Below are 20,366 nucleotides of genomic sequence, written 5' to 3' on the forward strand. Positions count from 1 at the left end.
GGCATCGGGCGACTGAGGAAACAGGATGAATATACGTCAGGCGGATTTAAAAGACAGTTTTGCGCTCAGTGCACTGCTGAGCGAGTTAGGCTACGGCGGCACGGAAAATTTTATTGAGCAGCGTCTGGCGCAGTTAAGCAGCGATCCCAGCGAAGCATTACTGGTAGCCGAGTTCGGTAATCAGGTGCTCGGCTTTTTATCGATGCATTTTATACCGCAGCTGGCGCTGGCCGGGGACTTCGCGCGCATCAGCTATTTCTGCATTGCGGAAGGTGAGCGCAGTAAAGGGGTTGGCCAGCAGCTGTTACAGCACGCCGAGTCGCTGGCAGCAGCGCGCGGATGCGATCGGATGGAAGTGCATTGCCATCAATCCCGCCTCAAGGCGAATCAGTTTTATGCCCGTGAGGGTTACGTTGAATCGCCGCGCTATCACGTTAAAGATCTGCCCGCACGCTAGCCTCCCGGCCGGACGCGATGACCAGCGCGTCGGCGATCATCTCACGCTGCTGATCTTTCAGGCTGGCAATACTGACCCGGATAAACTGGGTCGGCCCCAGCCGGCAACGCTCACCGGGTAACACGGCGATACCGCGCGCGGCCAGCGTAATCATGGCGAATTGCTCTGAGACCACCGGAATATAGAGGCTCAGTCCATCCCGTGGCGGTAGCACCAGCCCGCGCTGCGCCAGCGCCTGGCGCAGTTGATCGCGACGCTGATGATAGACTTCGCGCGCCGTGGCAATCTGCTGTTGGGTCGCCTCGTCTGCCAGCAGCCACGCCACCGCATCCTGCAAAATACGGCTGGTCCAGCTGACGCCAAAGTTTCGCCACGCCTGAATACGCTTTACCATTTCCGCCGTGGCGGATAACACCGCCAGCCGCAAATCGGGCCCGTAGGCTTTGGAAAAGGAGCGGACATGCAGGGTACGTTCGGGAAACTGCGTCCCCAGGCTCCAGCTCGGCGCAGCCGAAAGATCACCAATGCCATCATCCTCCACAATCAGCGTGCTGCTGTTTGCCAGTACCTGTGCCAGCGCCAGACGCCGCGCCACACTGATGGTCCGCCCGGTGGCCGAATGGGTGCGCGGCTGATAAATCAGCATCACCGGCGCGCGAGTCAGCAGGGTGCTTAACACTTCAGGCAATGGCCCCTCGTCATCACAGGCCAGCGGCAAAATTTCAGCGCCGACATTATCCAGCATATCCAGCAGGCGAGTGGCGGTGGGATCTTCAATGATCACCCGATCGCCAGGCGAAACCAGCGTCTGCACCAGCAAATTCATCGCATCGAAACCGCCATCGGTCGCCAGGAAGGCTTCCGCCGGATAAGGCCAGCGCGGCGTTATCGCCTGCAGCAGCGGCGCTGAAATGGCTTCGCGGGTGTAGCTGTTCAGCTGCGGCGATCGCAACGCCGCCTGCAGCGCGTTTTGCAGGTCGGGTAACAGCGCGGGATCGGGAGAGGCCATCGCCAGATCGGCGCGAATGTGCTCGCCATAATTGCCGATTTTTTCAAAGCGGATCGGTCGCGGCATGTCGCTATTGCCGCTGACCCAGACACCACTGCGTCCTTTACCCGCCAGAACTTTCTGCTGCCTGAGCCGCGACCAGGCAGCAGAAACGGTTGCCGGGCTGATCCCCAGCCGCTCCGCGATTTCCCGCACCGCCGGCATCTGCATCCCGACGGCAATCTGCCCGTCACGAATCAGGCCTGATGCCACCTGAGCAATCCCTTTTACCGAAGGCGTCGTTATCTGATTACAAAACCAGTTCAGGTCGACCATTTGCGTCATAAGAAAATACTTTGTTCAGTAACAAATTAATGATTGTTCAGGTCAGTATTCCGGATCTAGTATCAAATTCAAGCACTATTTGATGCATTAACCCGCCCGGCCTCGCGGCACGGCGTAAACGGAGAGATCATGGCAAGGCTGAGTATCCGACTGGCAGTGCGCGACTGGGACTACTTTACGCCCCTGGCGCTGGGCGATATCACACCGGACGACTTTGATCTGCAGATCGATCGGGTCGGAACGCTGGTTAATGACCTCGCCAGCAGCCCCGATTATGACGCCGGTGAGGTGTCATTCAGCCGTTACGCCCAGGCGCGGGCCAGAGACGATGCGTCACTGCTGGGCTTGCCGCACTTCCTGATGCGCGGTTTTCGTCAGCGCTGCATCATTACCACGGCGGAGAGTCCCATCACCACGCCTGCAGAGCTGAAGGGCAAAAGAATCGGGGTTACCGGCTGGCAGGATTCGGGCAATACCTGGACGCGTACGGTGCTGCGCGAAGCGGGAGTCGGGATTGATGACGTCCGCTGGTTTGCCGGGCGGCTGACAGCCGATCATCCGATTGTCGACCGGCTGGCGGGCTTTGGCCGACCGGGCCGGATTGAGCCTGCGCCAGACGAGCGCCCCCTGATTGAGCTGCTGAAAGCGGGTGAGCTGGATGCGGTGTTTACCCCGTTTATGCCGGAAGGCTTTTTCCTGCCGGCGTCCGGTCTGCGTCAGCTCCAGCCTGACTTCTATCAGGCTGAGCGGGCCTACTTCAACCGCGTCGGCTATGTGCCCGGCATTCATATTCTGGCGATAAAACCGGCGCTGGCGGCGCAGCATCCGTGGCTGCCTGCCGCACTCAGTGAAGTGATCGATCGCTCCTATGCTTTGTGGATGCAGAAAAGGGAGAAATATGCCGACACCACGCCGTGGCTGCTGGACGATTTGCGACGGACCGCGCAGGAATTACCGGCCAGCTGGAATCAGAATGGTTTTGCCGCTAATAGAAAGATGATTGCGGATTTTGGCCGTGAACTGTTCCAGCAGGGATTAACCCACAGATTACTGACGCCGGAAGCGATATTTCCGCTGGCAGGAGGAGAGAAATGATGAAAGTTGCGATGGGACAATTTGCCGTCAGCCGTGAATGGCAGGAGAACGCCACCCTCTGCCTGACGTTAATGCAGCGGGCCGCTGCGGGCGGTGCCGATCTGCTGGTGCTGCCGGAAGGGGTACTGGCGCGTGATATTACCGATCCCGATTTAGTGCTCAAGGCGGCGCAACCGCTGGACGGTCCGTTTGTCAGCCAGCTGCTGGCGGCCAGCCAGCATAACGCGCTCACCACCATGATGAGCGTGCACGTTCCCGCCGGAGAGCAAAAGGCGCTTAACGTGCTGATCGCTATTCGCAACGGCGAAATCATTGCGGCCTATGAAAAACTGCATCTCTACGACGCCTTCGCCATGCAGGAGTCGCAGCGGGTCAATCCGGGCCATCTCATCCCGCCGCTGGTCGAGGTGGCAGGGTTAAAAGTTGGTCTGATGACCTGTTATGACGTGCGCTTCCCGGAGCTGGCGCGCCGGCTGGTGCTGGATGGCGCAGACCTGCTGGTGCTGCCTGCCGCGTGGGTTAAAGGACCGCTGAAAGAGATGCACTGGGAGCTGCTGAACCGCGCCCGGGCGCTGGAAAATACCTGCTACGTGGTGGCCGTCGGGGAATGTGGTCCGCGCAATATCGGCAACAGCCTGGTGGTCGATCCGCTGGGCGTGGTGATCGCTAATGCGGCAGAGTCGCCGACGCTGATGTTTGCCGATATCGATCCTGAACGCATCGCCTACGCCCGCCGCGTGCTGCCGGTGCTGGAGAATCGTCGTTTCGCCCGTCCCGAGCTGAACTGACACCCTGACCCTGGAGGAGGAACCATGATTAACCGCGTAACCGCCTTAACGCTGGCGCTGAGTCTGGCTGCCAGTCTGGCGCAGGCTGCCGACACCCTGCCGACCCAGACTGTCGATCAGGCTTTACATGACCGTCTGCCCGATCAGATCAAAAAAGCGGGCCGGATGATTTCGGTCAACAATGGATCTTTCCCGCCGTATGAGATCGTCAATGGCCCGCACTCGATGGAGGGCGCATCGGCGGATCTCACGACCGCACTGGCGCAGCTGCTGGGTGTGAAGATCGATCACGCCACGGTGAGTGGCCTGTCCGGCGTGCTGACCGGCATTAACGCAGGCCGCTATCAGCTGGCGATTGGCCCGATAGGCGACTATCCGGATCGTCAGCAGAAGGTGGACTTCATCGATTTTGTGCAGGAATTCGTGGTGTTCGGCGTCCAGAAGGGCAACCCGGCGCAGATCAACCAGCTTGATGATACCTGTGGCAAACGGATCGCGGTGATGGCGGCTGGCTCTGCGGAGCAGGTAATCCGTCAACAATCGGCGCGCTGTACCGCCGCCGGCAAACCGGCAGTCACGGTGCAGGCATTTACCGATCAGCCTTCGTCGATCCTCGCGGTGCGCTCGAAACGCTCAGATGCTTTTTTCTCCTCCCAGGCGCCGCTGACCTGGTTTGTTAATCAGGCCAAAGGCCAGCTCGAGCTGGCGGGCAAAGGGCATAAGAATGGCTTCGGTGACATTTTCCAGGGCACCGTGGTGCCAAAAGGATCGCCGTTAAGCGGCGTGGTGCTGGATGCTTATAAGGTGCTCTATCAGAACGGAACCTATGCCGCCATCATGAAGAAATGGCAGCTGGAGGACAACATGACCGCCGCGCCGGGGCTGAACCTGGCAAAACAGGAGGCTAAATGAGCCTGAGCCGCCACGATTCGCCGATCGGGGAACCGCAGCGTGATGAGGCGCAACTGCGCGACGTGGCTTTCGCCCGCAGCGCGCCGGCCTATGGACGCTGGATCAGCTGGATTGTGGTGCTGGTGGTCGGCTCTGACCTGCTATGGCTGGTGATGACCAACCCCAATTTTGAATGGCAGGTGGTGCTGAAGTGGTTCACCGAAGGCTCGGTGCTGAAAGGGTTGCAGGTTACGCTGGGGCTGACGCTGGTTTCGATGGTACTGGGTACGCTGCTGGGGCTGCTGTTAGGCGTCTGGCGGCTGTCGGACAACCGACTGTTGCGCGGTATTGCCGGGCTTTATATCTGGTTCTTTCGCGGAACGCCGCTGCTGGTGCAGCTGATCTTCTGGTACAACCTCTCAACTCTGTTTCCTGAGTTATCCCTGACGGTGCCGTGGACCGACATTACGCTGGCGCGCTGGAATACCAACGATCTGATTACCCCGCTGACCGCCGCCATCGCCGGGCTGGCGCTCAACGAAGCCGCCTATATGGCTGAAATTATCCGCGCCGGCCTGCTGTCAGTGGATAACGGCCAGGTTGAAACCACCCAGGCGTTTGGTATGAGCCGGGCGCGGGCGCTGCGGCGGATTATTATTCCGCAGGCGATGCGTTCGATTATCCCGCCCACCGGTAATCAGCTGATCAGCATGATCAAGGCGACCTCGCTGGTGAGCGTGATTGCCATGGGCGATCTGCTCTACTCGGTGCAGGCGATCTACAACCGCACCTTTGAAATTATTCCAATGCTGATGGTCGCGGTAATCTGGTACCTGCTGATTACCTCAATCCTCAACCTCGGTCAGTCCGCCATTGAGCGCTATTACGCGCGTGGCACCCGGCGGGTGGCCAGCGTGGCGAAGCGCCCAGGCGCGCTGGCGGCCACCGCACAGCAACAGAAGGAGGAGCAATGAGCCAGGCTGAGCCGTTAGTCTGCGCCCGTAACGTGCAGAAGCGTTATGGCGACAATCAGGTGTTGAAAGGGATCGATCTTGATGTCTGGCCCGGTGAGGTGGTGGTGATCCTCGGACCTTCAGGCTCGGGTAAATCGACCTTTCTGCGCTGCATCAACCATCTCGAAGAGATGAATGGCGGATCGATACGGGTCGGCGATCAGCAGATCGGCTACGTGCTGAAACGCAACCTGCTGCATCGCCTCTCCTCGCGCCAGATCGCCCGCCAGCGCCAGAAGATTGGCATGGTGTTTCAGCAGTTCAACCTCTATCCCCACATGACGGTACTGCAAAATATTATTGAGGCACCTATCGGCGTGCATAAATTTCCGCGTCAGCAGGCTCTGGCGCATGCCCGGTCACTGCTGGCAACGGTGGGATTGAGCGATAAGGCGGATGCCTGGCCACGCCATCTGTCGGGCGGCCAGCAGCAGCGTGTGGCGATTGCGCGCGCCTTAGCCATTAAGCCGCAGTTGATGTTGTTTGATGAACCAACGTCGGCGCTGGACCCGGAACTGGTGGGTGAAGTGCTGGCGACCATGCGGACGCTGGCCGATCAGGGACTGACAATGATTGTGGTAACCCATGAGATCAGCTTCGCCCGTGAGGCGGCCGACCGGGTGGTGTTTATGGATGGCGGCGTGGTGGTGGAGCAGGGGACACCGGATGAGGTGATTGCTAATCCGCAGCATCCGCGTACTCAGGCTTTCCTCAGCCGTTTTATCTGATAAGATCGCCGCTCCGATCTTACTCTGTTACAGATTGCAGTTGTGGCAGCACGCAAACTGCGCGTAAATAACAGTCACCGTTATTCGCTGAAGTTGAAAGGTTAAATATGGAAGGTATCAGTATTGCCAAACTGCTGATCATCGGTGCGCTTATCGTACTGCTTTTTGGCACCAATAAGTTACGCTCTCTGGGTGGCGATCTGGGCTCCGCAATCAAGGGCTTCAAGAAAGCCATGAAAGATGAAGACACCAGCGCAGCCCGCACTCCGGCTGAAGAAGTCCCGGCTGAACGCGTCGTCCATAAAGACTAATCAGTTATTTGCTGAAAATAATTGTTACGTTTTATGTCAGAGCGACATTAAAAAACCAGACTGTTGTCAGTCTGGTTTTTTTGTCTTCAGGCACTGGCGCTGTCGTACATAACAGCGCAGCCGGCTTATTTAACTTCAAGCCCTTTGGCCTGCATATCCGCATGATAAGAAGAGCGGACAAACGGACCGCACGCCGCATGGGTAAAGCCCATCGCCATGGCTTCTTCTTTCATCTCGTCAAATTCCGCCGGACTGACGTAGCGCTGAACCGGCAGATGGTGACGGCTGGGCTGCAGATACTGGCCGAGCGTCAGCATGGTGACGCCGTGACGACGCAGATCGCGCATCACTTCGACGATTTCCGCATTGGTTTCGCCCAGACCCACCATCAGACCTGATTTGGTCGGAATATGCGGGTGCGCTTCTTTGAAACGCTCCAGCAGCTTCAGTGACCACTCATAGTTAGCACCCGGACGAACCTGACGGTAAACGCGCGGCACGTTTTCCAGGTTGTGGTTAAACACATCCGGCGGGGTGGCGGTCAGAATGTCCAGCGCCCGATCCATCCGGCCGCGGAAGTCAGGCACCAGCGTTTCGATTTTGATGGTCGGATTCTTTTCACGGATCGCACTGATACAGTCGGCAAAATGCTGAGCACCGCCATCACGCAGGTCGTCCCGGTCAACCGAGGTGATCACCACATAACGCAGGCCCATGTCGGCGATGGTTTGCGCCAGTTTGCCGGGCTCATTCGCATCGGGTGCGTTAGGGCGGCCATGCGCCACATCGCAGAATGGGCAACGGCGGGTACAGATAGCGCCGAGGATCATAAAGGTGGCGGTGCCGTGGTTGAAGCATTCGGCCAGGTTAGGACAGGAGGCCTCTTCACAGACTGAGTGAAGTCCATTTTTTCGCATCGCGGCTTTAATGCCCTGAATACGACTGGAGTCAGCAGGCAGCTTGATTTTCATCCATTCCGGCTTACGCAACATCTCTTGCCGTTCAACGGCCACGGTTTTCACCGGGATCAGCGCCATTTTGTCTGCGTCACGATATTTGACGCCGCGTTCCATCTGAATTGGTTTACTCATAAATCAGCAGGTTCCGGTCGGATTGCGATTTGAAAGCGTTCTCACTCAACCCGAGAAGGGTGCTTTCAACTTTATTTGAAAAAAGTGCAAAAATTATATCATCTCATCGCCCGGGAAGCAGCCACCGTCAGCGCGGATAGGTTACATATTTGTAAATTCGCATTCAGCGTTAAGGCTGAAGCGGCAAATCTTGGTCTGTCCATTGAACATTTTCATACCCTGTCAGGCGGGCAAACGCCGCTACCAGCGGGGCCTGCACCTGTTCCAGCCGTACGTCCGGCTGAAAATGCTGCAATTGGGTCATGCTCATACCGGCATAGCCACAGGGATTAATGCGCGAGAAGGGGGCCAGATCCATGGCGACATTCAGCGCCAGGCCGTGAAACGAGCAGCCTTTGCGGATCCGCAGCCCGAGTGAGCAGATTTTTTGCTCGCCGACATAAACGCCTGGCGCGTCGGCTCGTGCCCGGGCGCTGACACCAAAACCGGCCAGCGTAGCAATCACCGTCTCTTCCAGCGCCGTCACCAGCTGGCGAACGCCAATTTTGCGTCGTTTGATATCGATCAGCACGTACATCACCTGCTGACCCGGCCCATGATAGGTGACCTGACCGCCGCGGTCGCTCTGCACCACCGGGATATCGCCGGGCATCAGCAGATGTTCCGCCTTGCCCGCCTGGCCCTGGGTAAAAACCGGAGGATGCTCAACCAGCCAGATTTCATCACGGCTCAGGCTGTCGCGCCGATCGGTGTAGTGATGCATGGCATCGGAGACGGTTTGCCAGTCGCGTAAACCTGACCGGCGGACGAGAAGGGTATCAACTGACAAAACGATGGCTCGCTTTAACAAAGTAAGCTGAGAATAATGTCGGCAAACCGTCAGGAAAGGGCGCTTCGCCGACCCGGCAAATCAGAGCACCATGCGTACGATTTCGATTTTACCCAGCTCTTCATACAGGCGTTCAACCTGTTCAATATGGGTGGCGGTGATGGTGATATTGACGGAGTGATAGTTGCCCTTGCTGCTCGGCTTAACTTCAGGACTGTAGTCGCCGGGCGCATGGCGTTGCACCACTTCAACCACTTGATCAACCAGCTCCGGTTGCGCCAGACCCATTACCTTATAGGTAAACGGGGTAGGAAATTCGAGCAGTTCATTCAGTTTGGTTTTCATATTAACTCCGGTGCATAAAAAACAGACTCCCGCCTGAGCGGGAGCATCATAATAACCTGTAATGGGGGCGATGGGGTGACTTTTCAATCACCCGCCACGCTTAGCCGAACCAGTGATGGAACATCAGTTTGATGTAGTCAACGATGCGGCTGAAGAATCCGCCTTCCTGGATCTCATTCAACACCACCAGTGGGCGCTGTTCGATGGTTTTGCCATCCAGCTGGAAGTTAATGCTGCCGACCACCTGATTTTTCTTCAGCGGCGCGTGCAGTTCGGTGTTGTTCAGCACATAGCTGGCTTTCAGATCTTTCATCCGGCCGCGTGGAATGGTCAGGTAGGCATCTTTTTCAACGCCAAGCTGGACGCGATCGTTGTCGCCAAACCATACCGGCTCAGAGGCGAACTCTTTGCCCGCTTTCAGCGGTGCCACGGTTTCAAAGAAACGGAAGCCCCAGGTCAGCAGTTTTTTGCTTTCGGTCTCGCGGCCTTTATAGGTGTGACCACCCATTACCGCCGAGATCAGACGCATCTGGCCTTCGGTAGCCGATGCTACCAGGTTGTAACCTGCTGCATTGGTATGACCGGTTTTAATCCCATCCACGTTCAGGTTGGTATCCCACAGCAGACCGTTACGGTTCATCTGACGGATGTTGTTGAAGGTGAACTCTTTCTCTTTATAGACGGCGTACTCTTCCGGTACGTCGCGGATCAGCGCCTGGCCAATCAGCGCCATGTCGCGCGCCGAGCTGTACTGACCTTCAGCATCCAGGCCGTGTACCGTCTGGAAATGAGTGTTCTGCAGGCCAATCGCTTTAACGTAGTTGTTCATCAGGTTAACGAATGCATCCTGACTGCCGGCGACATAGTCCGCCATGGCGACACAGGCGTCGTTACCCGACTGCAGCACAATCCCACGCGTCAGCTGAGAAACCGGCACCCGATCGCCTGGCTTGAGGAACATCAGCGATGAACCTTTAAACACCGGGTTACCGGTAGCCCAGGCATCCGGACCGACGGTGACCAGATCGTCCTGATGGATTTTGCCGGCTTTGACCGCCTGACCAATCACGTAGCTGGTCATCATTTTGGTCAGACTGGCGGGATCGCGGCGTGCATCAGCGTTTTTCTCGGCCAGCACTTTGCCCGAGTTGTAGTCGATAAGGACATACGCTTCGGCATCAATGTCCGGTACGCCCGGAATCATGGTTTTGAGATTGACGTCATCAGCAATAGCGGCATGGCTGAGAGAGAAGGCGATCAGTGATCCCACTGTCAGGCGTTTCAGCAAACGAGATGATTTCAGCGTGTTCATGTGTAGGACTACAACATCCGTGGTTTTGAGGTTTAAAAAGTCACTCATCATACCCAATGGCTGGTTTTCCGGCATCGGGCATGATGATTGGGTTGTTAGCAGACGTAACGGTAACCGTTCAATCAGCGAGCTGTATTGGTAATAAATGAGGCAGCCTGGCCGTCACTGCTCAGGCGCTGTTGCAGCGCGGCCGCTTCGGCACGGGTCGGATAACCGCCGAGCTGGACACGATACACATTGCCCGCCGTCTCCACTTTGCCGGGCACGCCATAACGCTGGCTCAGGCTTTCCATCAGTTGCTGCGCGCGCGCCGGATCGTTCAGCGCGCCGACCTGCACCACATAGCCGGTGGCCGTCTGCGCCGGGCTGGTAGCGGCGGGGGCGGTGCTGGCAGGCGCGGCCGTCACGGCGGGTGCGCTGGCCGCCGCTTCATTGCTTTCCAGTACGCCGCTGGCTAACGGCTGGGGTGCGCCGAGAAAACCACTGCTCTGCACCGGCGCGCCCATGTTGTCACTGCTCTGCAAGGTGCTGTTGCTGATCGCCTCAACATTTTGTTGTGGTACCGGCTGAGAAGCGGCTGCGCTGCCGCCGCTCATCACCGAGCCGCCGCTAAGATCCGGGCGGGCCGGCAGAGAATAGCTCTGTTTCGCCACCACCGTTCCGATGGTGCCGGGACCGGAGAGCGAACCATCCGGGGCGACCTTAATGTAATCGACCCGGACCCGCGAATTATTGGAGATGTTCAGACGATCGCCGGCGGCGCGCGACAGGTCGATGATACGGCCGGGCGTGTACGGGCCACGATCGTTGACCCGCACCACAATCTGGCGGCCATTGGCAATATTGGTGACGCGCACGTAGCTCGGCAGCGGCAAAGTCGGATGGGCGGCGGTCAGGGCATCAGGATCGTAAGCTTCGCCGGTGGCGGTGCGGTTGCCCTGCGCCTCTTCGCCGTACCAGGTGGCGAGGCCGACTTCGCTGTAGTTCGACGGATCTTTAATGATGCGGTAATTTTTGCCGTTGACGCTGTAATCCTGACTGGTGCCGGGATTGATTGGCTCATAGCGTGGCTCAACGCCGGGTATTTCTACCACCGGGCCATTATAGGCCGGTTGCGGCGGCGCGGTATTTTGGGGTTCGGGCGTGGTACAGGCCGCCAGAACCAGTGATGCCAGTGCAACGCCAAGCCATTCCTTACGCATCTGCAGCCTCTTAAACACTTTTAGATAACATTTTTCGGTGAGTATGGATCGACATCACAATGCCAAATCCCGCCATGAGCACGATAAGCGCGGAGCCGCCATAACTGACCAGCGGCAGCGGCACGCCAACTACCGGTAAGATACCACTAACCATACCAATGTTAACGAAAACATAAACGAATAAAATCAGCATTAAACCGCCCGCCATTACCCGGCCAAAGGTGGTCTGGGCGCGGGCTGCAACAATCAACCCCCGCATGATCAGCAGCAGATAAAGCGCCAGCAGCACCAGTACCCCAACCAGCCCTAACTCCTCCGCCAGAACCGCGAAGATAAAGTCAGTGTGGCGTTCCGGCAAAAACTCCAGCTGTGACTGGGTGCCCTGCAGCCAGCCTTTACCCCGCAGGCCGCCAGAACCAATCGCAATCTTCGACTGAATGATGTGGTAACCGGCACCCAGCGGGTCGCTTTCCGGATCGAGCAGCATCATCACGCGGTCACGCTGATAGTCATGCATCAGAAAGAACCACAGGATCGGGATAAACGCCGCCACCAGCAGCACTGCGACGCCAATCAGTTTCCAGCTCATGCCGGACAGGAACAGCACAAACAGTCCGGAGGCGGCAATCAGAATCGAAGTACCGAGATCGGGCTGAGCCGCCACCAGCAGGGTGGGCACAAAAATCAGGATCAGCGCGATGCCGGTATTTTTCAGCGTCGGTGGACAGACATCGCGGTTGATAAATCGTGCCACCATCAGCGGCACGGCAATTTTTGCGATCTCTGACGGCTGAAAGCGGACGATACCGAGGTCAAGCCAGCGCTGAGCGCCTTTACTGATCTGCCCGAACGCATCTACCGCAATCAGCAGAATGACGCAGATGATATAGAGATAGGGCGCCCAGCCTTCGTAGACGCGCGGCGGCACCTGCGCCAGCACAATCATGATCACCAGCCCCATGGCGATCTGGCCGATTTTACGCTCCATCATGCCCGGGTCCTGGCCACTGGCGCTCCAGATCACCACGGCGCTGTAAATCAGCAGGCCGAGAATCACCAGCATAAACAGCGGATCGATATGGATGCGCATCCAGATCGATCGTTTCTGCGGACTATCGTTCATCGACATGTTTATTCACCTTCGTAGCCGGGCGGCACCGGGGCTGCGTCCGGCAGGACTGTATTGTTATCACCTAACATGATGTGATCCAGAATCTGGCGCATCACGGTGCCGACAGCCGGTCCGGCGCCGCCGTTTTCCAGGATAATGGTCACCGCGACCCGAGGTTTGTCATAAGGAGCAAACGCGGTCATCAGCTTATGGTCGCGTAATCGTTCGGCAATTTTATGTGCGTTATAGGTTTCATTCTCTTTCAGGCCAAACACCTGCGCCGTCCCTGATTTGGCGGCGATTTTATACGGCGCGTCAGCAAAGCTCTTGTGCGCGGTTCCGTTAGGGCGATTCGCCACGCCATACATGCCGTCTTTGGCAATTTCCCAGTAGCCGGAATGGATGTCGCCAATCGGCGCCGCAGGCGGCTGGCGATAAGGCACCAGGGTGCGTCCTTCACGGGTGGCGCGCAGCATATGCGGCACCCGGATAACGCCATCGTTAATCAGGATCATCATCGCTTTGTTCATCTGCAGCGGCGTCGCGGTCCAGTAACCCTGACCGATGCCCACCGGGATGGTGTCGCCCTGATACCACGGCTTTTTGAAACGTCTGAGCTTCCAGTCACGGGTCGGCATGTTGCCCGCGCTCTCCTGCGGCAAATCGATGCCGGTGCGGCTGCCGTAACCAAATTTGTTCATCCACTCCGACAGCCGGTCGATGCCCATGTCATAGGCGACCTGATAGAAGAAGGTATCGGCGGACTCTTCCAGCGCTTTGGTAACGTTCAGGCGGCCGTGGCCCCATTTTTTCCAGTCGCGAAAGCGCTTCTCAGAGCCGGGCAGCTGCCACCAGCCGGGATCGAACAGGCTGGTATTGCGGTTAATCACGCCGGCGCTCAGGGCAGAGACCGCAACGTACGGTTTGACCGTTGAGGCCGGTGGATAAGCGGCCTGGATGGCGCGGTTATACAGCGGACGGTTTTCATCGCTGAGCAGGCCGCGATAATCCTTGCTGGAGATACCGTCGACAAACAGATTCGGGTCGTAGCTCGGCGTTGAAACCATCGCCAGAATTTCGCCGGTACGCGGATCGCTGACCACTACCGCGGCGCGACTGCCGGTCAGCAGCGTTTCGATATACTGTTGCAGCTTAAGATCGATGGTCAGATAGATATCACGACCGGCCTGCGGTGACTCTTCATGCAGCTGACGGATCACCCGGCCACGGTTGTTCACTTCAACCTCTTCAAAGCCGGTTTTGCCATGCAGCAGATCTTCGTAATAGGCTTCAATGCCGAGTTTGCCGATATCGTGGGTCGCGGCGTAGTTAGGCCATTTTCCCTCTTTATCGAGGCGAGCAACGTCACGATCGTTAATTTTGGATACGTAACCGACCACGTGCGTCAGGGTCTGGCCATACGGATAGTAACGGCGCTGATACCCTTTGACTTCGACGCCGGGGAAGCGGTACTGATTCACCGCAAAGCGCGCGACCTGAACTTCATTCAGGCCGGTTTTTACCGGAATAGAGGTAAAGCGACGCGAGCGTTTACGCTCTTTTTGAAAGTTTTCGAGGTCGTCGTCGGTCAGTTCGAGAATCGGACGCAGATTATCCAGCGTCTGTTGCAGATTATCGACTTTTTCCGGCACCAGTTCGGCCTGATAGATGGTGCGGTTGAGTGCCAGCGGCGTGCCGGTGCGGTCATAGATGATGCCCCGGCTGGGCGCGACCGGAACCAGCTTAATGCGGTTTTCGTTTGAGCGGGTGCTGTAATCGTCAAAGCGTAAAATTTGCAGGTGGTAAAGATTAACCACCAGCACCGAGGAGAGCAGTAAGATACCGACGAAAGCGATAAACGCCCGACGGACAAAAAGTTTCTGTTCGGCGCTGTAATCGCGAAAGGCGTTGCTTTGTAATTTCATCCGCTACTTGTCATGTCTGATGTGGGCTGATCGGTCATTCACGATGATAAGGATGATTTGTCGTTATGCTCCAGGCACGATACAGGCTTTCGGCCACCAGCACGCGCACCAGCGGATGGGGCAACGTCAATGCTGACAGTGACCAGCTCTGTTCTGCCGCCGCTTTACAGGCCGGCGCCAGTCCTTCAGGACCGCCGATCAACAGGCTGACATCGCGACCATCCAGCTTCCAGCGCTCAAGCTGCTGCGCCAGCTGTGGGGTTTCCCACGGATGGCCGGGAATATCCAGCGTGACGATGCGATTGCCTTTGCCGACCGCTGCTAACATCGCGTCACCCTCTTTTTCAAGGATGCGTTTGATATCAGCATTTTTGCCGCGTTTACCCGCGGTCACTTCGGTCAGCTCCAGCGGCATATCTTTCGGGAAACGGCGCAGATACTCCATGAAACCGGTCTGCACCCAGTCAGGCATTTTAGTGCCGACGGCAACAAGTTGCAGTTTCACCGGTTAGCCCCAGAGTTTTTCCAGCTCGTACAGCTGGCGACTCTCTTCCTGCATCACATGCACAATGACATCACCGAGATCGACAACCACCCAATCTGCTGCGCTCTTGCCTTCAATGCCTAACGGCATCAGGCCGGCCGCACGGGACTCCTGCTCAACGTGCTCGGCGATGGAGGTGACGTGACGCGTGGAGGTGCCGGTGCAGATGATCATGAAATCGGTGATGCTGGATTTGCCCTGAACGTCGATGGTGACAATGTCCTGGCCTTTGAGATCATCAATCTTATCAATAACGAACTCTTGGAGTGCTTTACCTTGCAAAAGGTTCCCCTCTAAAACTGGTGGTGACGAGCCGGCTGTAAGCCCGGATTATCCAGCCAAAAAATTAAGCGGCGCAGTATAGCATGCCCGGATCAGTCGCGATATAAGCCTGCGCGGTCGATATAGTCGATAACCGCAGCGGGCAGCAGAGCATCGCAGGACTGGTTGTGATGGCGACGGCGACGGATCTCGGTGGCGGAGATGTCGACCAGCGGCGTTTCTGCCAGCCAGATGTGGCCGGCAGGCTGATGATGAAGCTGTTGTACGTGGTGCGCAAGATGCTGATCGAGCCAGCGCTGCATTTCGGGTGACGACATCTGCGTCGGATAGCCCGGCCGCTGACACACCAGCAGGTGGCAGAGTGACAGCAGATCCTGCCAGCGATGCCACTTTGACAGGTTCAGCAGCGAATCCTGACCGATAATGAAGCCCAGCGACTGCTGAGCGCCGCGTTCGGCGCGCAGATTTTCCAGCGTGGTCACGGTCCAGGAAGGCGTATCGCGTTCCAGTTCACGGGTATCAATCTCAAACAGCGGCAATCCGGCGATGGCGCAGCGCAGCATTTCTACCCGCTGGGTGGCGCTGGCTTCCGGCTGCGGACGGTGCGGCGGCACATTGTTCGGCAGCAGCGTCACTTTTTTCAGCCCGGTCTGCTGCGCCAGTGCTTCAACCGGACGCAGATGCCCGAAATGGATCGGATCGAAGGTGCCGCCAAACAGCGCGTGTAACTCAGACATGGGCGAAACTCGCGGGAAACGCGCGGCTGCTGAGCAGCAGCGTCAGGGTTTGCAACTGCGGCCATACCGGCTGGCCGTAATCCTGCTTCAGGGTGATCTCAATCTGGCTCAGCAGATGGATTGCCCGCTGCAAACGCGCCGCATCCAGCCGTTGTAGCGCTTCGGTAAACAGGGCGCGGCGGTTCTGCCAGATGCGCTGTTGATCCATCAGGTTACGCAGCGGCTGTTGCGCCTGGTGACGTTGCAGATGCAGCAGCGTCAGCAGATCGCGTTGCAGGGTACGCAGCAGGATCACTACCTCGCTCTCTTCCCGCTCCAGCTGATGCAGGATATGCAGAGCGCGGCGGCTTTTGCCCGCCAGCACCGCGTCGACCCAGTGGAAAGGGGTGAAGTGCGCCGCATCGCTGACCGCTTCTTCAACCCGCGGTAGCGTCAGTTTGCCGTCTGGCCACTGTAGCGACAGCCGCTCCAGCGCCTGTGCCAGCGCCAGCAGGTTGCCTTCATAGCAGTAGCACAACAGCTGAATGGCAGCGTCATCAACCGCCAGCTTCAGCGCTTTGGCGCGGTTCGCCACCCAGCGCGGCAGCTGCGCCTGCTCGGGAGTCTGACAGGGCACTAATACGGCGGAGGCCGAAAGCGCTTTAAACCAGGCGCTGTTTTCCTGCGCTTTGGTCAGCTTCGGCATCCGGCAAATCAGCAGAATATCGGCGTGCAGCAGTTGCGACAGCTTAACCAGCTGCTCAGCTATCGCGGCATTCGGACCATTGTCGGGGAAGTGCAGGGTGAGCGTCTGACGCTGGGCGAACAGGCTCAGCGACTGACAGCTGACAAACAGGCTTTCCCAGTCGGTCTGGGCATCGAGGGTGACGCTGAAGTGTTCTTCGAATCCCTGAGTCGTCGCTGCCGCGCGGATCGCGTCGGCGCTCTCCTGCAGCAGCAGGGGTTCGTTACCGGCCAACAAATAACAGGCGCGCAGCCCCTCACGGAGCTGCGCGCTGAGTTGTTCAGGATAAATCCTGATCATTGCAGACTGGTGGCAGAGGAAGAAGGGACTTCCTCTGAGTCCTGACCCGGCACCGGAATAGCCGACTGGCGCAGGGTATCTTTATTGTTGAGCTGTGCCGCATGGACCGTCAGCAGTTTACGCACCAGCTGCTCGGCAGCACGCTGACGCATCTCCTGCACAATCATGTCCTGCTCAGCATCTTTCGCCAGCGCCGCATTCGGGTTATCGAAGAACGAACGATAAACCGTGGTGCTGATCGGATAGATGCCTTTGCCCGGCAGCAGCACCTGGGCGGTCAGGGTCATCACCAGCTGGTACTCAGCGGTTCCGCCATTGATAAAGACCGATGCGGTGTCGCGGCCCTGCAATTCGCTACCCAGACGTAAGGTCGGGATATCGGTGCGGTTCTGCTTGCTGTCCTCAACAATGTGCACATTGTTGATACGCAGCTGCTGTCGCACGGTACGCGCCAGTGGACCGTAAGGATCGCCGGTTGAAACAATCAGGGTTTTCAGTTCGGTTGGCACCTGAGTGGTGCCGCGCGGATGAAAACCACAGCCAGCGGTGATCACCACCGCCAGCATGACAAACAGCCTGATAATCGGATGTCGCACAGTTCCTCCTGAACTTAACCTACGACCAGGTTAAGCAGTTTGCCCGGTACATAAATGACTTTACGAATCGTCACGCCGTCCAGGTACTTCGCCACCAGATGCTCCTGAGCGGCGCGTGCCTGAACCTGTTCCTGAGTGGCATCGGCCGGTACGGTAATTTTACCGCGTACTTTACCGTTTACCTGCACCACCACCAGCAGTGAATCTTCCACCATTGCGGCTTCATCAGCAACCGGCCAGCTGGCTTCATCAATCGTTCCTTCGCCGCCCAGCGTCTGCCACAGCACATAGCTGGCATGCGGAGTGAACGGATAGAGCAGACGGACAATCGCCAGCAGTGCTTCCTGCATCAGCGCGCGATCCTGCTCGCTCTCCTGCGGCGCACGTGCCAGTTTGTTCATCAGTTCCATAATGGCGGCGATGGCGGTGTTGAAGGTCTGACGACGGCCAATGTCATCCGCCACTTTGGCGATGGTTTTGTGCAGATCGCGACGCAGCGACTTCTGCTCATCATTAAGGCTGGCGACGTCGAGCGCCACGGTTGCGCCTTTCTGGCTGTGGTCGAAGACCAGCTTCCAGACGCGTTTCAGGAAGCGGTTAGCGCCTTCTACGCCCGATTCCTGCCACTCCAGCGTCATATCGGCCGGGGAAGCAAACATCATGAACAGACGCACGGTATCCGCGCCGTAACGCTCGACCATCAGCTGAGGATCGATGCCGTTGTTCTTCGACTTCGACATTTTGCTCATGCCGGCGTAAATCACTTCGCGGCCCTGGGTGTCAACCGCCTTGACGATGCGGCCTTTCTCATCGCGTTCCACGTTCACATCGACCGGCGACACCCAGTTACGCTCACCGTTGGCACCGAGGTAATAGAAGGCGTCTGCCAGTACCATCCCCTGACACAGCAGGCGCTTAGCCGGTTCATTGGAGTTAACCAGACCGGCGTCACGCAGCAGCTTGTGGAAGAAGCGGAAATACATCAGGTGCATGATGGCGTGTTCAATACCGCCCACATACTGATCGACCGGCAGCCAGTAGTTCGCCGCTGCCGGATCCAGCATGCCTTCGTTGTAGCTGGCGCAGGTGTAGCGCGCGTAGTACCAGGAAGACTCCATAAAGGTGTCGAAGGTGTCGGTTTCACGCAGCGCTGGCTGACCGTTGACGGTGGTTTTTGCCCACTCCGGGTCGGCTTTAATCGGGCTGGTAATGCCGTCCATCACCACATCTTCCGGCAGGATCACCGGCAGCTGATCTTCTGGCGCTGGCATAACCGTGCCATCTTCCAGCGTGACCATCGGGATGGGGGCGCCCCAGTAACGCTGACGTGAAACACCCCAGTCGCGCAGGCGATAGTTCACTTTACGCACGCCCACGCCTTTGGCGGCCAGCGCGTCAGCAATCGCATTGAAGCCTGCGGCGTGATCCAGACCGTTAAACTCACCTGAGTTAAACAGCGCGCCTTTCTCGGTCATTGCCGCGGCGCTGACGTCTGGCTCGCTGCCGTCAAGGTTCAGCACCACCGGCTTAATCGGCAGATGGTATTTGGTGGCAAATTCCCAGTCACGCTGATCGTGTGCCGGAACCGCCATCACCGCACCGGTGCCATATTCCATCAGCACGAAGTTAGCGACCCATACCGGGATTGGCTCGCCGGTCAGTGGATGGATAGCGGACAGGCCGGTGGCCATGCCTTTCTTCTCCATGGTCGCCATTTCCGCTTCAGCCACTTTGGTGTTGCGGCATTCGGCGATAAAATCAGCCAGCGCCGGATTATTCACCGACGCCTGGGTGGCCAGCGGATGACCAGCAGCGACTGCGACATAGGTCGCGCCGATAAAGGTGTCCGGACGGGTGGTATAGACGGTTACTTTCTCTTCGCTGTCCGCGACGTCAAAGGTGATCTCTACCCCTTCAGAGCGGCCAATCCAGTTACGCTGCATGGTCTTGACCTGCTCAGGCCACTCTTCCAGCGTATTGAGATCGTTCAGTAACTCTTCCGCGTAGTCGGTGATTTTAATGAACCACTGCGGGATCTCTTTGCGTTCAACTTTGGTATCACAGCGCCAGCAGCAGCCGTCAATCACCTGCTCGTTAGCCAGTACTGTCTGATCGTTCGGGCACCAGTTCACCGCTGAGGTTTTCTTATACACCAGACCTTTTTCATACAGTTTGGTGAAGAACCACTGTTCCCAGCGATAATATTCCGGTTGGCAGGTCGCCAGTTCGCGGCTCCAGTCATAACCAAAACCCAGCAGCTTAAGCTGGTTTTTCATGTAGGCGATGTTGTCGTAGGTCCAGGGCGCCGGCGCGGTATTGTTTTTGACCGCCGCGCCTTCCGCAGGCAGACCGAAAGCATCCCAGCCAATCGGCTGTAGCACGTTTTTGCCGAGCATACGCTGATAACGCGCGATTACGTCGCCGATGGTGTAGTTACGAACGTGGCCCATATGCAGGCGGCCAGAAGGATAGGGCAACATGGAGAGGCAATAGTATTTTTCTTTACCTTCCTGCTCAGTCACTTTAAACGTTTCGTTTTCATCCCAGTGCTGCTGCACGCGGGATTCAATCTCTTCCGGGCGGTATTGCTCTTGCATGGCTGCCTGTGGTCCTTAATGAATAACACTTTGCTGACGTTAAGATCCGCATAGCATACCCATAAGGCCGCGCATCAACAACATTTCCCACTTTCGCTGGCGCGATTTGTGTCGAAAGGGTCAACGCCTTCACCCTTTTGTAATTCAACTGACAG

General features: G+C 57.6%; 21 protein-coding genes. 7 read left to right on the forward strand and 14 right to left on the reverse strand.

All coding sequences use genetic code 11. The features are described from left to right. Positions 1-25 precede the first annotated feature (25 nt). Positions 26-457, forward strand: coding sequence for a GNAT family N-acetyltransferase (locus AC6I8I_RS05240; protein WP_312053651.1), 432 nt, complete (start codon positions 26-28; stop codon positions 455-457). Here the strand turns inward: AC6I8I_RS05240 and AC6I8I_RS05245 are convergent. Continuing rightward, on the reverse strand, positions 435-1,790 hold the full coding sequence (locus AC6I8I_RS05245; protein WP_497828401.1) for an aminotransferase-like domain-containing protein: 1,356 nt from the start codon (positions 1,788-1,790) through the stop codon (positions 435-437). The genes AC6I8I_RS05240 and AC6I8I_RS05245 overlap by 23 nt on opposite strands. Before the next feature lie 129 nt (positions 1,791-1,919). Between AC6I8I_RS05245 and AC6I8I_RS05250 the strand changes: the two genes are divergently transcribed. The 6 genes from AC6I8I_RS05250 to tatE all read left to right on the forward strand — a co-directional run bounded on the left by AC6I8I_RS05250 (position 1,920) and on the right by tatE (position 6,616). After that, positions 1,920-2,885, forward strand: a complete 966-nt coding sequence (locus AC6I8I_RS05250) for an ABC transporter substrate-binding protein (RefSeq protein WP_312053654.1) — start codon at positions 1,920-1,922, stop codon at positions 2,883-2,885. After that, positions 2,885-3,673, forward strand: coding sequence for a deaminated glutathione amidase (locus tag AC6I8I_RS05255; RefSeq protein WP_312053745.1), 789 nt, complete (start codon positions 2,885-2,887; stop codon positions 3,671-3,673). Before AC6I8I_RS05250 ends, AC6I8I_RS05255 begins: the two co-directional genes overlap by 1 nt. Before the next feature lie 24 nt (positions 3,674-3,697). Then, complete coding sequence (locus AC6I8I_RS05260) at positions 3,698-4,585, forward strand: ABC transporter substrate-binding protein (protein ID WP_312053655.1); 888 nt, start codon at positions 3,698-3,700, stop codon at positions 4,583-4,585. Beyond that, positions 4,582-5,538 carry an amino acid ABC transporter permease gene (locus AC6I8I_RS05265; protein ID WP_312053657.1) on the forward strand — a complete coding sequence of 319 codons (957 nt, stop codon included), beginning with the start codon at positions 4,582-4,584 and terminating at the stop codon, positions 5,536-5,538. Before AC6I8I_RS05260 ends, AC6I8I_RS05265 begins: the two co-directional genes overlap by 4 nt. Further along, the gene (locus AC6I8I_RS05270) at positions 5,535-6,305 is read left to right on the forward strand and encodes an amino acid ABC transporter ATP-binding protein (protein ID WP_497828402.1); all 771 of its coding nucleotides are present in this window, start codon (positions 5,535-5,537) and stop codon (positions 6,303-6,305) included. The genes AC6I8I_RS05265 and AC6I8I_RS05270 overlap by 4 nt, the downstream gene beginning before the upstream one ends. A gap of 107 nt (positions 6,306-6,412) precedes the next feature. Continuing rightward, complete coding sequence (tatE, locus tag AC6I8I_RS05275; protein ID WP_031377756.1) at positions 6,413-6,616, forward strand: twin-arginine translocase subunit TatE; 204 nt, start codon at positions 6,413-6,415, stop codon at positions 6,614-6,616. A 125-nt stretch (positions 6,617-6,741) separates the two neighbouring features. Here the strand turns inward: tatE and lipA are convergent, their stop codons facing one another. The 13 genes from lipA to leuS form a co-directional block, all read right to left on the reverse strand. Continuing rightward, positions 6,742-7,707, reverse strand: a complete 966-nt coding sequence (lipA, locus tag AC6I8I_RS05280) for a lipoyl synthase (protein WP_046288462.1) — start codon at positions 7,705-7,707, stop codon at positions 6,742-6,744. A gap of 169 nt (positions 7,708-7,876) precedes the next feature. Then, positions 7,877-8,536 carry a lipoyl(octanoyl) transferase LipB gene (gene lipB / locus AC6I8I_RS05285; RefSeq protein ID WP_497819756.1) on the reverse strand — a complete coding sequence of 220 codons (660 nt, stop codon included), beginning with the start codon at positions 8,534-8,536 and terminating at the stop codon, positions 7,877-7,879. A gap of 81 nt (positions 8,537-8,617) precedes the next feature. After that, a complete protein-coding gene (gene ybeD / locus AC6I8I_RS05290) occupies positions 8,618-8,881 on the reverse strand; it encodes a DUF493 family protein YbeD (RefSeq protein WP_031377758.1) in 264 nt (87 codons plus the stop codon). Between the two features lie 100 nt (positions 8,882-8,981). Then, a complete protein-coding gene (gene dacA, locus AC6I8I_RS05295; RefSeq protein ID WP_031377759.1) occupies positions 8,982-10,193 on the reverse strand; it encodes a D-alanyl-D-alanine carboxypeptidase DacA in 1,212 nt (403 codons plus the stop codon). Between the two features lie 122 nt (positions 10,194-10,315). Continuing rightward, positions 10,316-11,395, reverse strand: coding sequence for an endolytic peptidoglycan transglycosylase RlpA (gene rlpA, locus AC6I8I_RS05300; protein WP_497828403.1), 1,080 nt, complete (start codon positions 11,393-11,395; stop codon positions 10,316-10,318). 10 nt (positions 11,396-11,405) lie between these two features. Next, positions 11,406-12,518, reverse strand: coding sequence for a peptidoglycan glycosyltransferase MrdB (mrdB, locus tag AC6I8I_RS05305; RefSeq protein ID WP_046288546.1), 1,113 nt, complete (start codon positions 12,516-12,518; stop codon positions 11,406-11,408). A gap of 8 nt (positions 12,519-12,526) precedes the next feature. Next, positions 12,527-14,431, reverse strand: coding sequence for a peptidoglycan DD-transpeptidase MrdA (gene mrdA / locus AC6I8I_RS05310; RefSeq protein ID WP_312053668.1), 1,905 nt, complete (start codon positions 14,429-14,431; stop codon positions 12,527-12,529). Positions 14,432-14,465: 34 nt separating this feature from the next. Further along, positions 14,466-14,936 carry a 23S rRNA (pseudouridine(1915)-N(3))-methyltransferase RlmH gene (rlmH, locus tag AC6I8I_RS05315; RefSeq protein ID WP_064704644.1) on the reverse strand — a complete coding sequence of 157 codons (471 nt, stop codon included), beginning with the start codon at positions 14,934-14,936 and terminating at the stop codon, positions 14,466-14,468. A gap of 3 nt (positions 14,937-14,939) precedes the next feature. Further along, positions 14,940-15,257 carry a ribosome silencing factor gene (gene rsfS / locus AC6I8I_RS05320; protein WP_031377198.1) on the reverse strand — a complete coding sequence of 106 codons (318 nt, stop codon included), beginning with the start codon at positions 15,255-15,257 and terminating at the stop codon, positions 14,940-14,942. 92 nt (positions 15,258-15,349) lie between these two features. Further along, entirely contained in the window at positions 15,350-15,994 is a 645-nt protein-coding gene (gene nadD, locus AC6I8I_RS05325; protein WP_312053671.1) for a nicotinate-nucleotide adenylyltransferase, read from the reverse strand. Then, on the reverse strand, positions 15,987-17,018 hold the full coding sequence (holA, locus tag AC6I8I_RS05330) for a DNA polymerase III subunit delta (protein WP_312053673.1): 1,032 nt from the start codon (positions 17,016-17,018) through the stop codon (positions 15,987-15,989). The genes nadD and holA overlap by 8 nt, the downstream gene beginning before the upstream one ends. Beyond that, a complete protein-coding gene (gene lptE, locus AC6I8I_RS05335) occupies positions 17,015-17,614 on the reverse strand; it encodes an LPS assembly lipoprotein LptE (RefSeq protein ID WP_312053675.1) in 600 nt (199 codons plus the stop codon). The genes holA and lptE overlap by 4 nt, the downstream gene beginning before the upstream one ends. 14 nt (positions 17,615-17,628) lie before the next feature. After that, positions 17,629-20,211: a leucine--tRNA ligase gene (gene leuS / locus AC6I8I_RS05340; protein ID WP_497828404.1), complete on the reverse strand. Its 2,583-nt coding sequence runs from the start codon at positions 20,209-20,211 to the stop codon at positions 17,629-17,631. Positions 20,212-20,366: the final 155 nt, after the last annotated feature.

The organism is Pantoea sp. X-Soil-YNGN-775 (assembly GCF_059730575.1).

Excerpts from the sequence above, each read along its gene's own strand:
- mrdA (WP_312053668.1), bottom strand. The coding sequence starts at position 14,431 with ATGAAATTACAAAGCAACGCCTTTCGCGATTACAGCGCCGAACAGAAA.
- lipA (WP_046288462.1), bottom strand. The coding sequence starts at position 7,707 with ATGAGTAAACCAATTCAGATGGAACGCGGCGTCAAATATCGTGACGCA.
- dacA (WP_031377759.1), bottom strand. The coding sequence starts at position 10,193 with ATGAACACGCTGAAATCATCTCGTTTGCTGAAACGCCTGACAGTGGGA.
- AC6I8I_RS05245 (WP_497828401.1), bottom strand. The coding sequence starts at position 1,790 with ATGACGCAAATGGTCGACCTGAACTGGTTTTGTAATCAGATAACGACG.
- AC6I8I_RS05260 (WP_312053655.1), top strand. The coding sequence starts at position 3,698 with ATGATTAACCGCGTAACCGCCTTAACGCTGGCGCTGAGTCTGGCTGCC.
- AC6I8I_RS05270 (WP_497828402.1), top strand. The coding sequence starts at position 5,535 with ATGAGCCAGGCTGAGCCGTTAGTCTGCGCCCGTAACGTGCAGAAGCGT.
- holA (WP_312053673.1), bottom strand. The coding sequence starts at position 17,018 with ATGATCAGGATTTATCCTGAACAACTCAGCGCGCAGCTCCGTGAGGGG.
- AC6I8I_RS05255 (WP_312053745.1), top strand. The coding sequence starts at position 2,885 with ATGAAAGTTGCGATGGGACAATTTGCCGTCAGCCGTGAATGGCAGGAG.
- leuS (WP_497828404.1), bottom strand. The coding sequence starts at position 20,211 with ATGCAAGAGCAATACCGCCCGGAAGAGATTGAATCCCGCGTGCAGCAG.
- AC6I8I_RS05265 (WP_312053657.1), top strand. The coding sequence starts at position 4,582 with ATGAGCCTGAGCCGCCACGATTCGCCGATCGGGGAACCGCAGCGTGAT.
- tatE (WP_031377756.1), top strand. The coding sequence starts at position 6,413 with ATGGAAGGTATCAGTATTGCCAAACTGCTGATCATCGGTGCGCTTATC.
- rlpA (WP_497828403.1), bottom strand. The coding sequence starts at position 11,395 with ATGCGTAAGGAATGGCTTGGCGTTGCACTGGCATCACTGGTTCTGGCG.
- AC6I8I_RS05250 (WP_312053654.1), top strand. The coding sequence starts at position 1,920 with ATGGCAAGGCTGAGTATCCGACTGGCAGTGCGCGACTGGGACTACTTT.
- AC6I8I_RS05240 (WP_312053651.1), top strand. The coding sequence starts at position 26 with ATGAATATACGTCAGGCGGATTTAAAAGACAGTTTTGCGCTCAGTGCA.
- nadD (WP_312053671.1), bottom strand. The coding sequence starts at position 15,994 with ATGTCTGAGTTACACGCGCTGTTTGGCGGCACCTTCGATCCGATCCAT.
- ybeD (WP_031377758.1), bottom strand. The coding sequence starts at position 8,881 with ATGAAAACCAAACTGAATGAACTGCTCGAATTTCCTACCCCGTTTACC.
- mrdB (WP_046288546.1), bottom strand. The coding sequence starts at position 12,518 with ATGAACGATAGTCCGCAGAAACGATCGATCTGGATGCGCATCCATATC.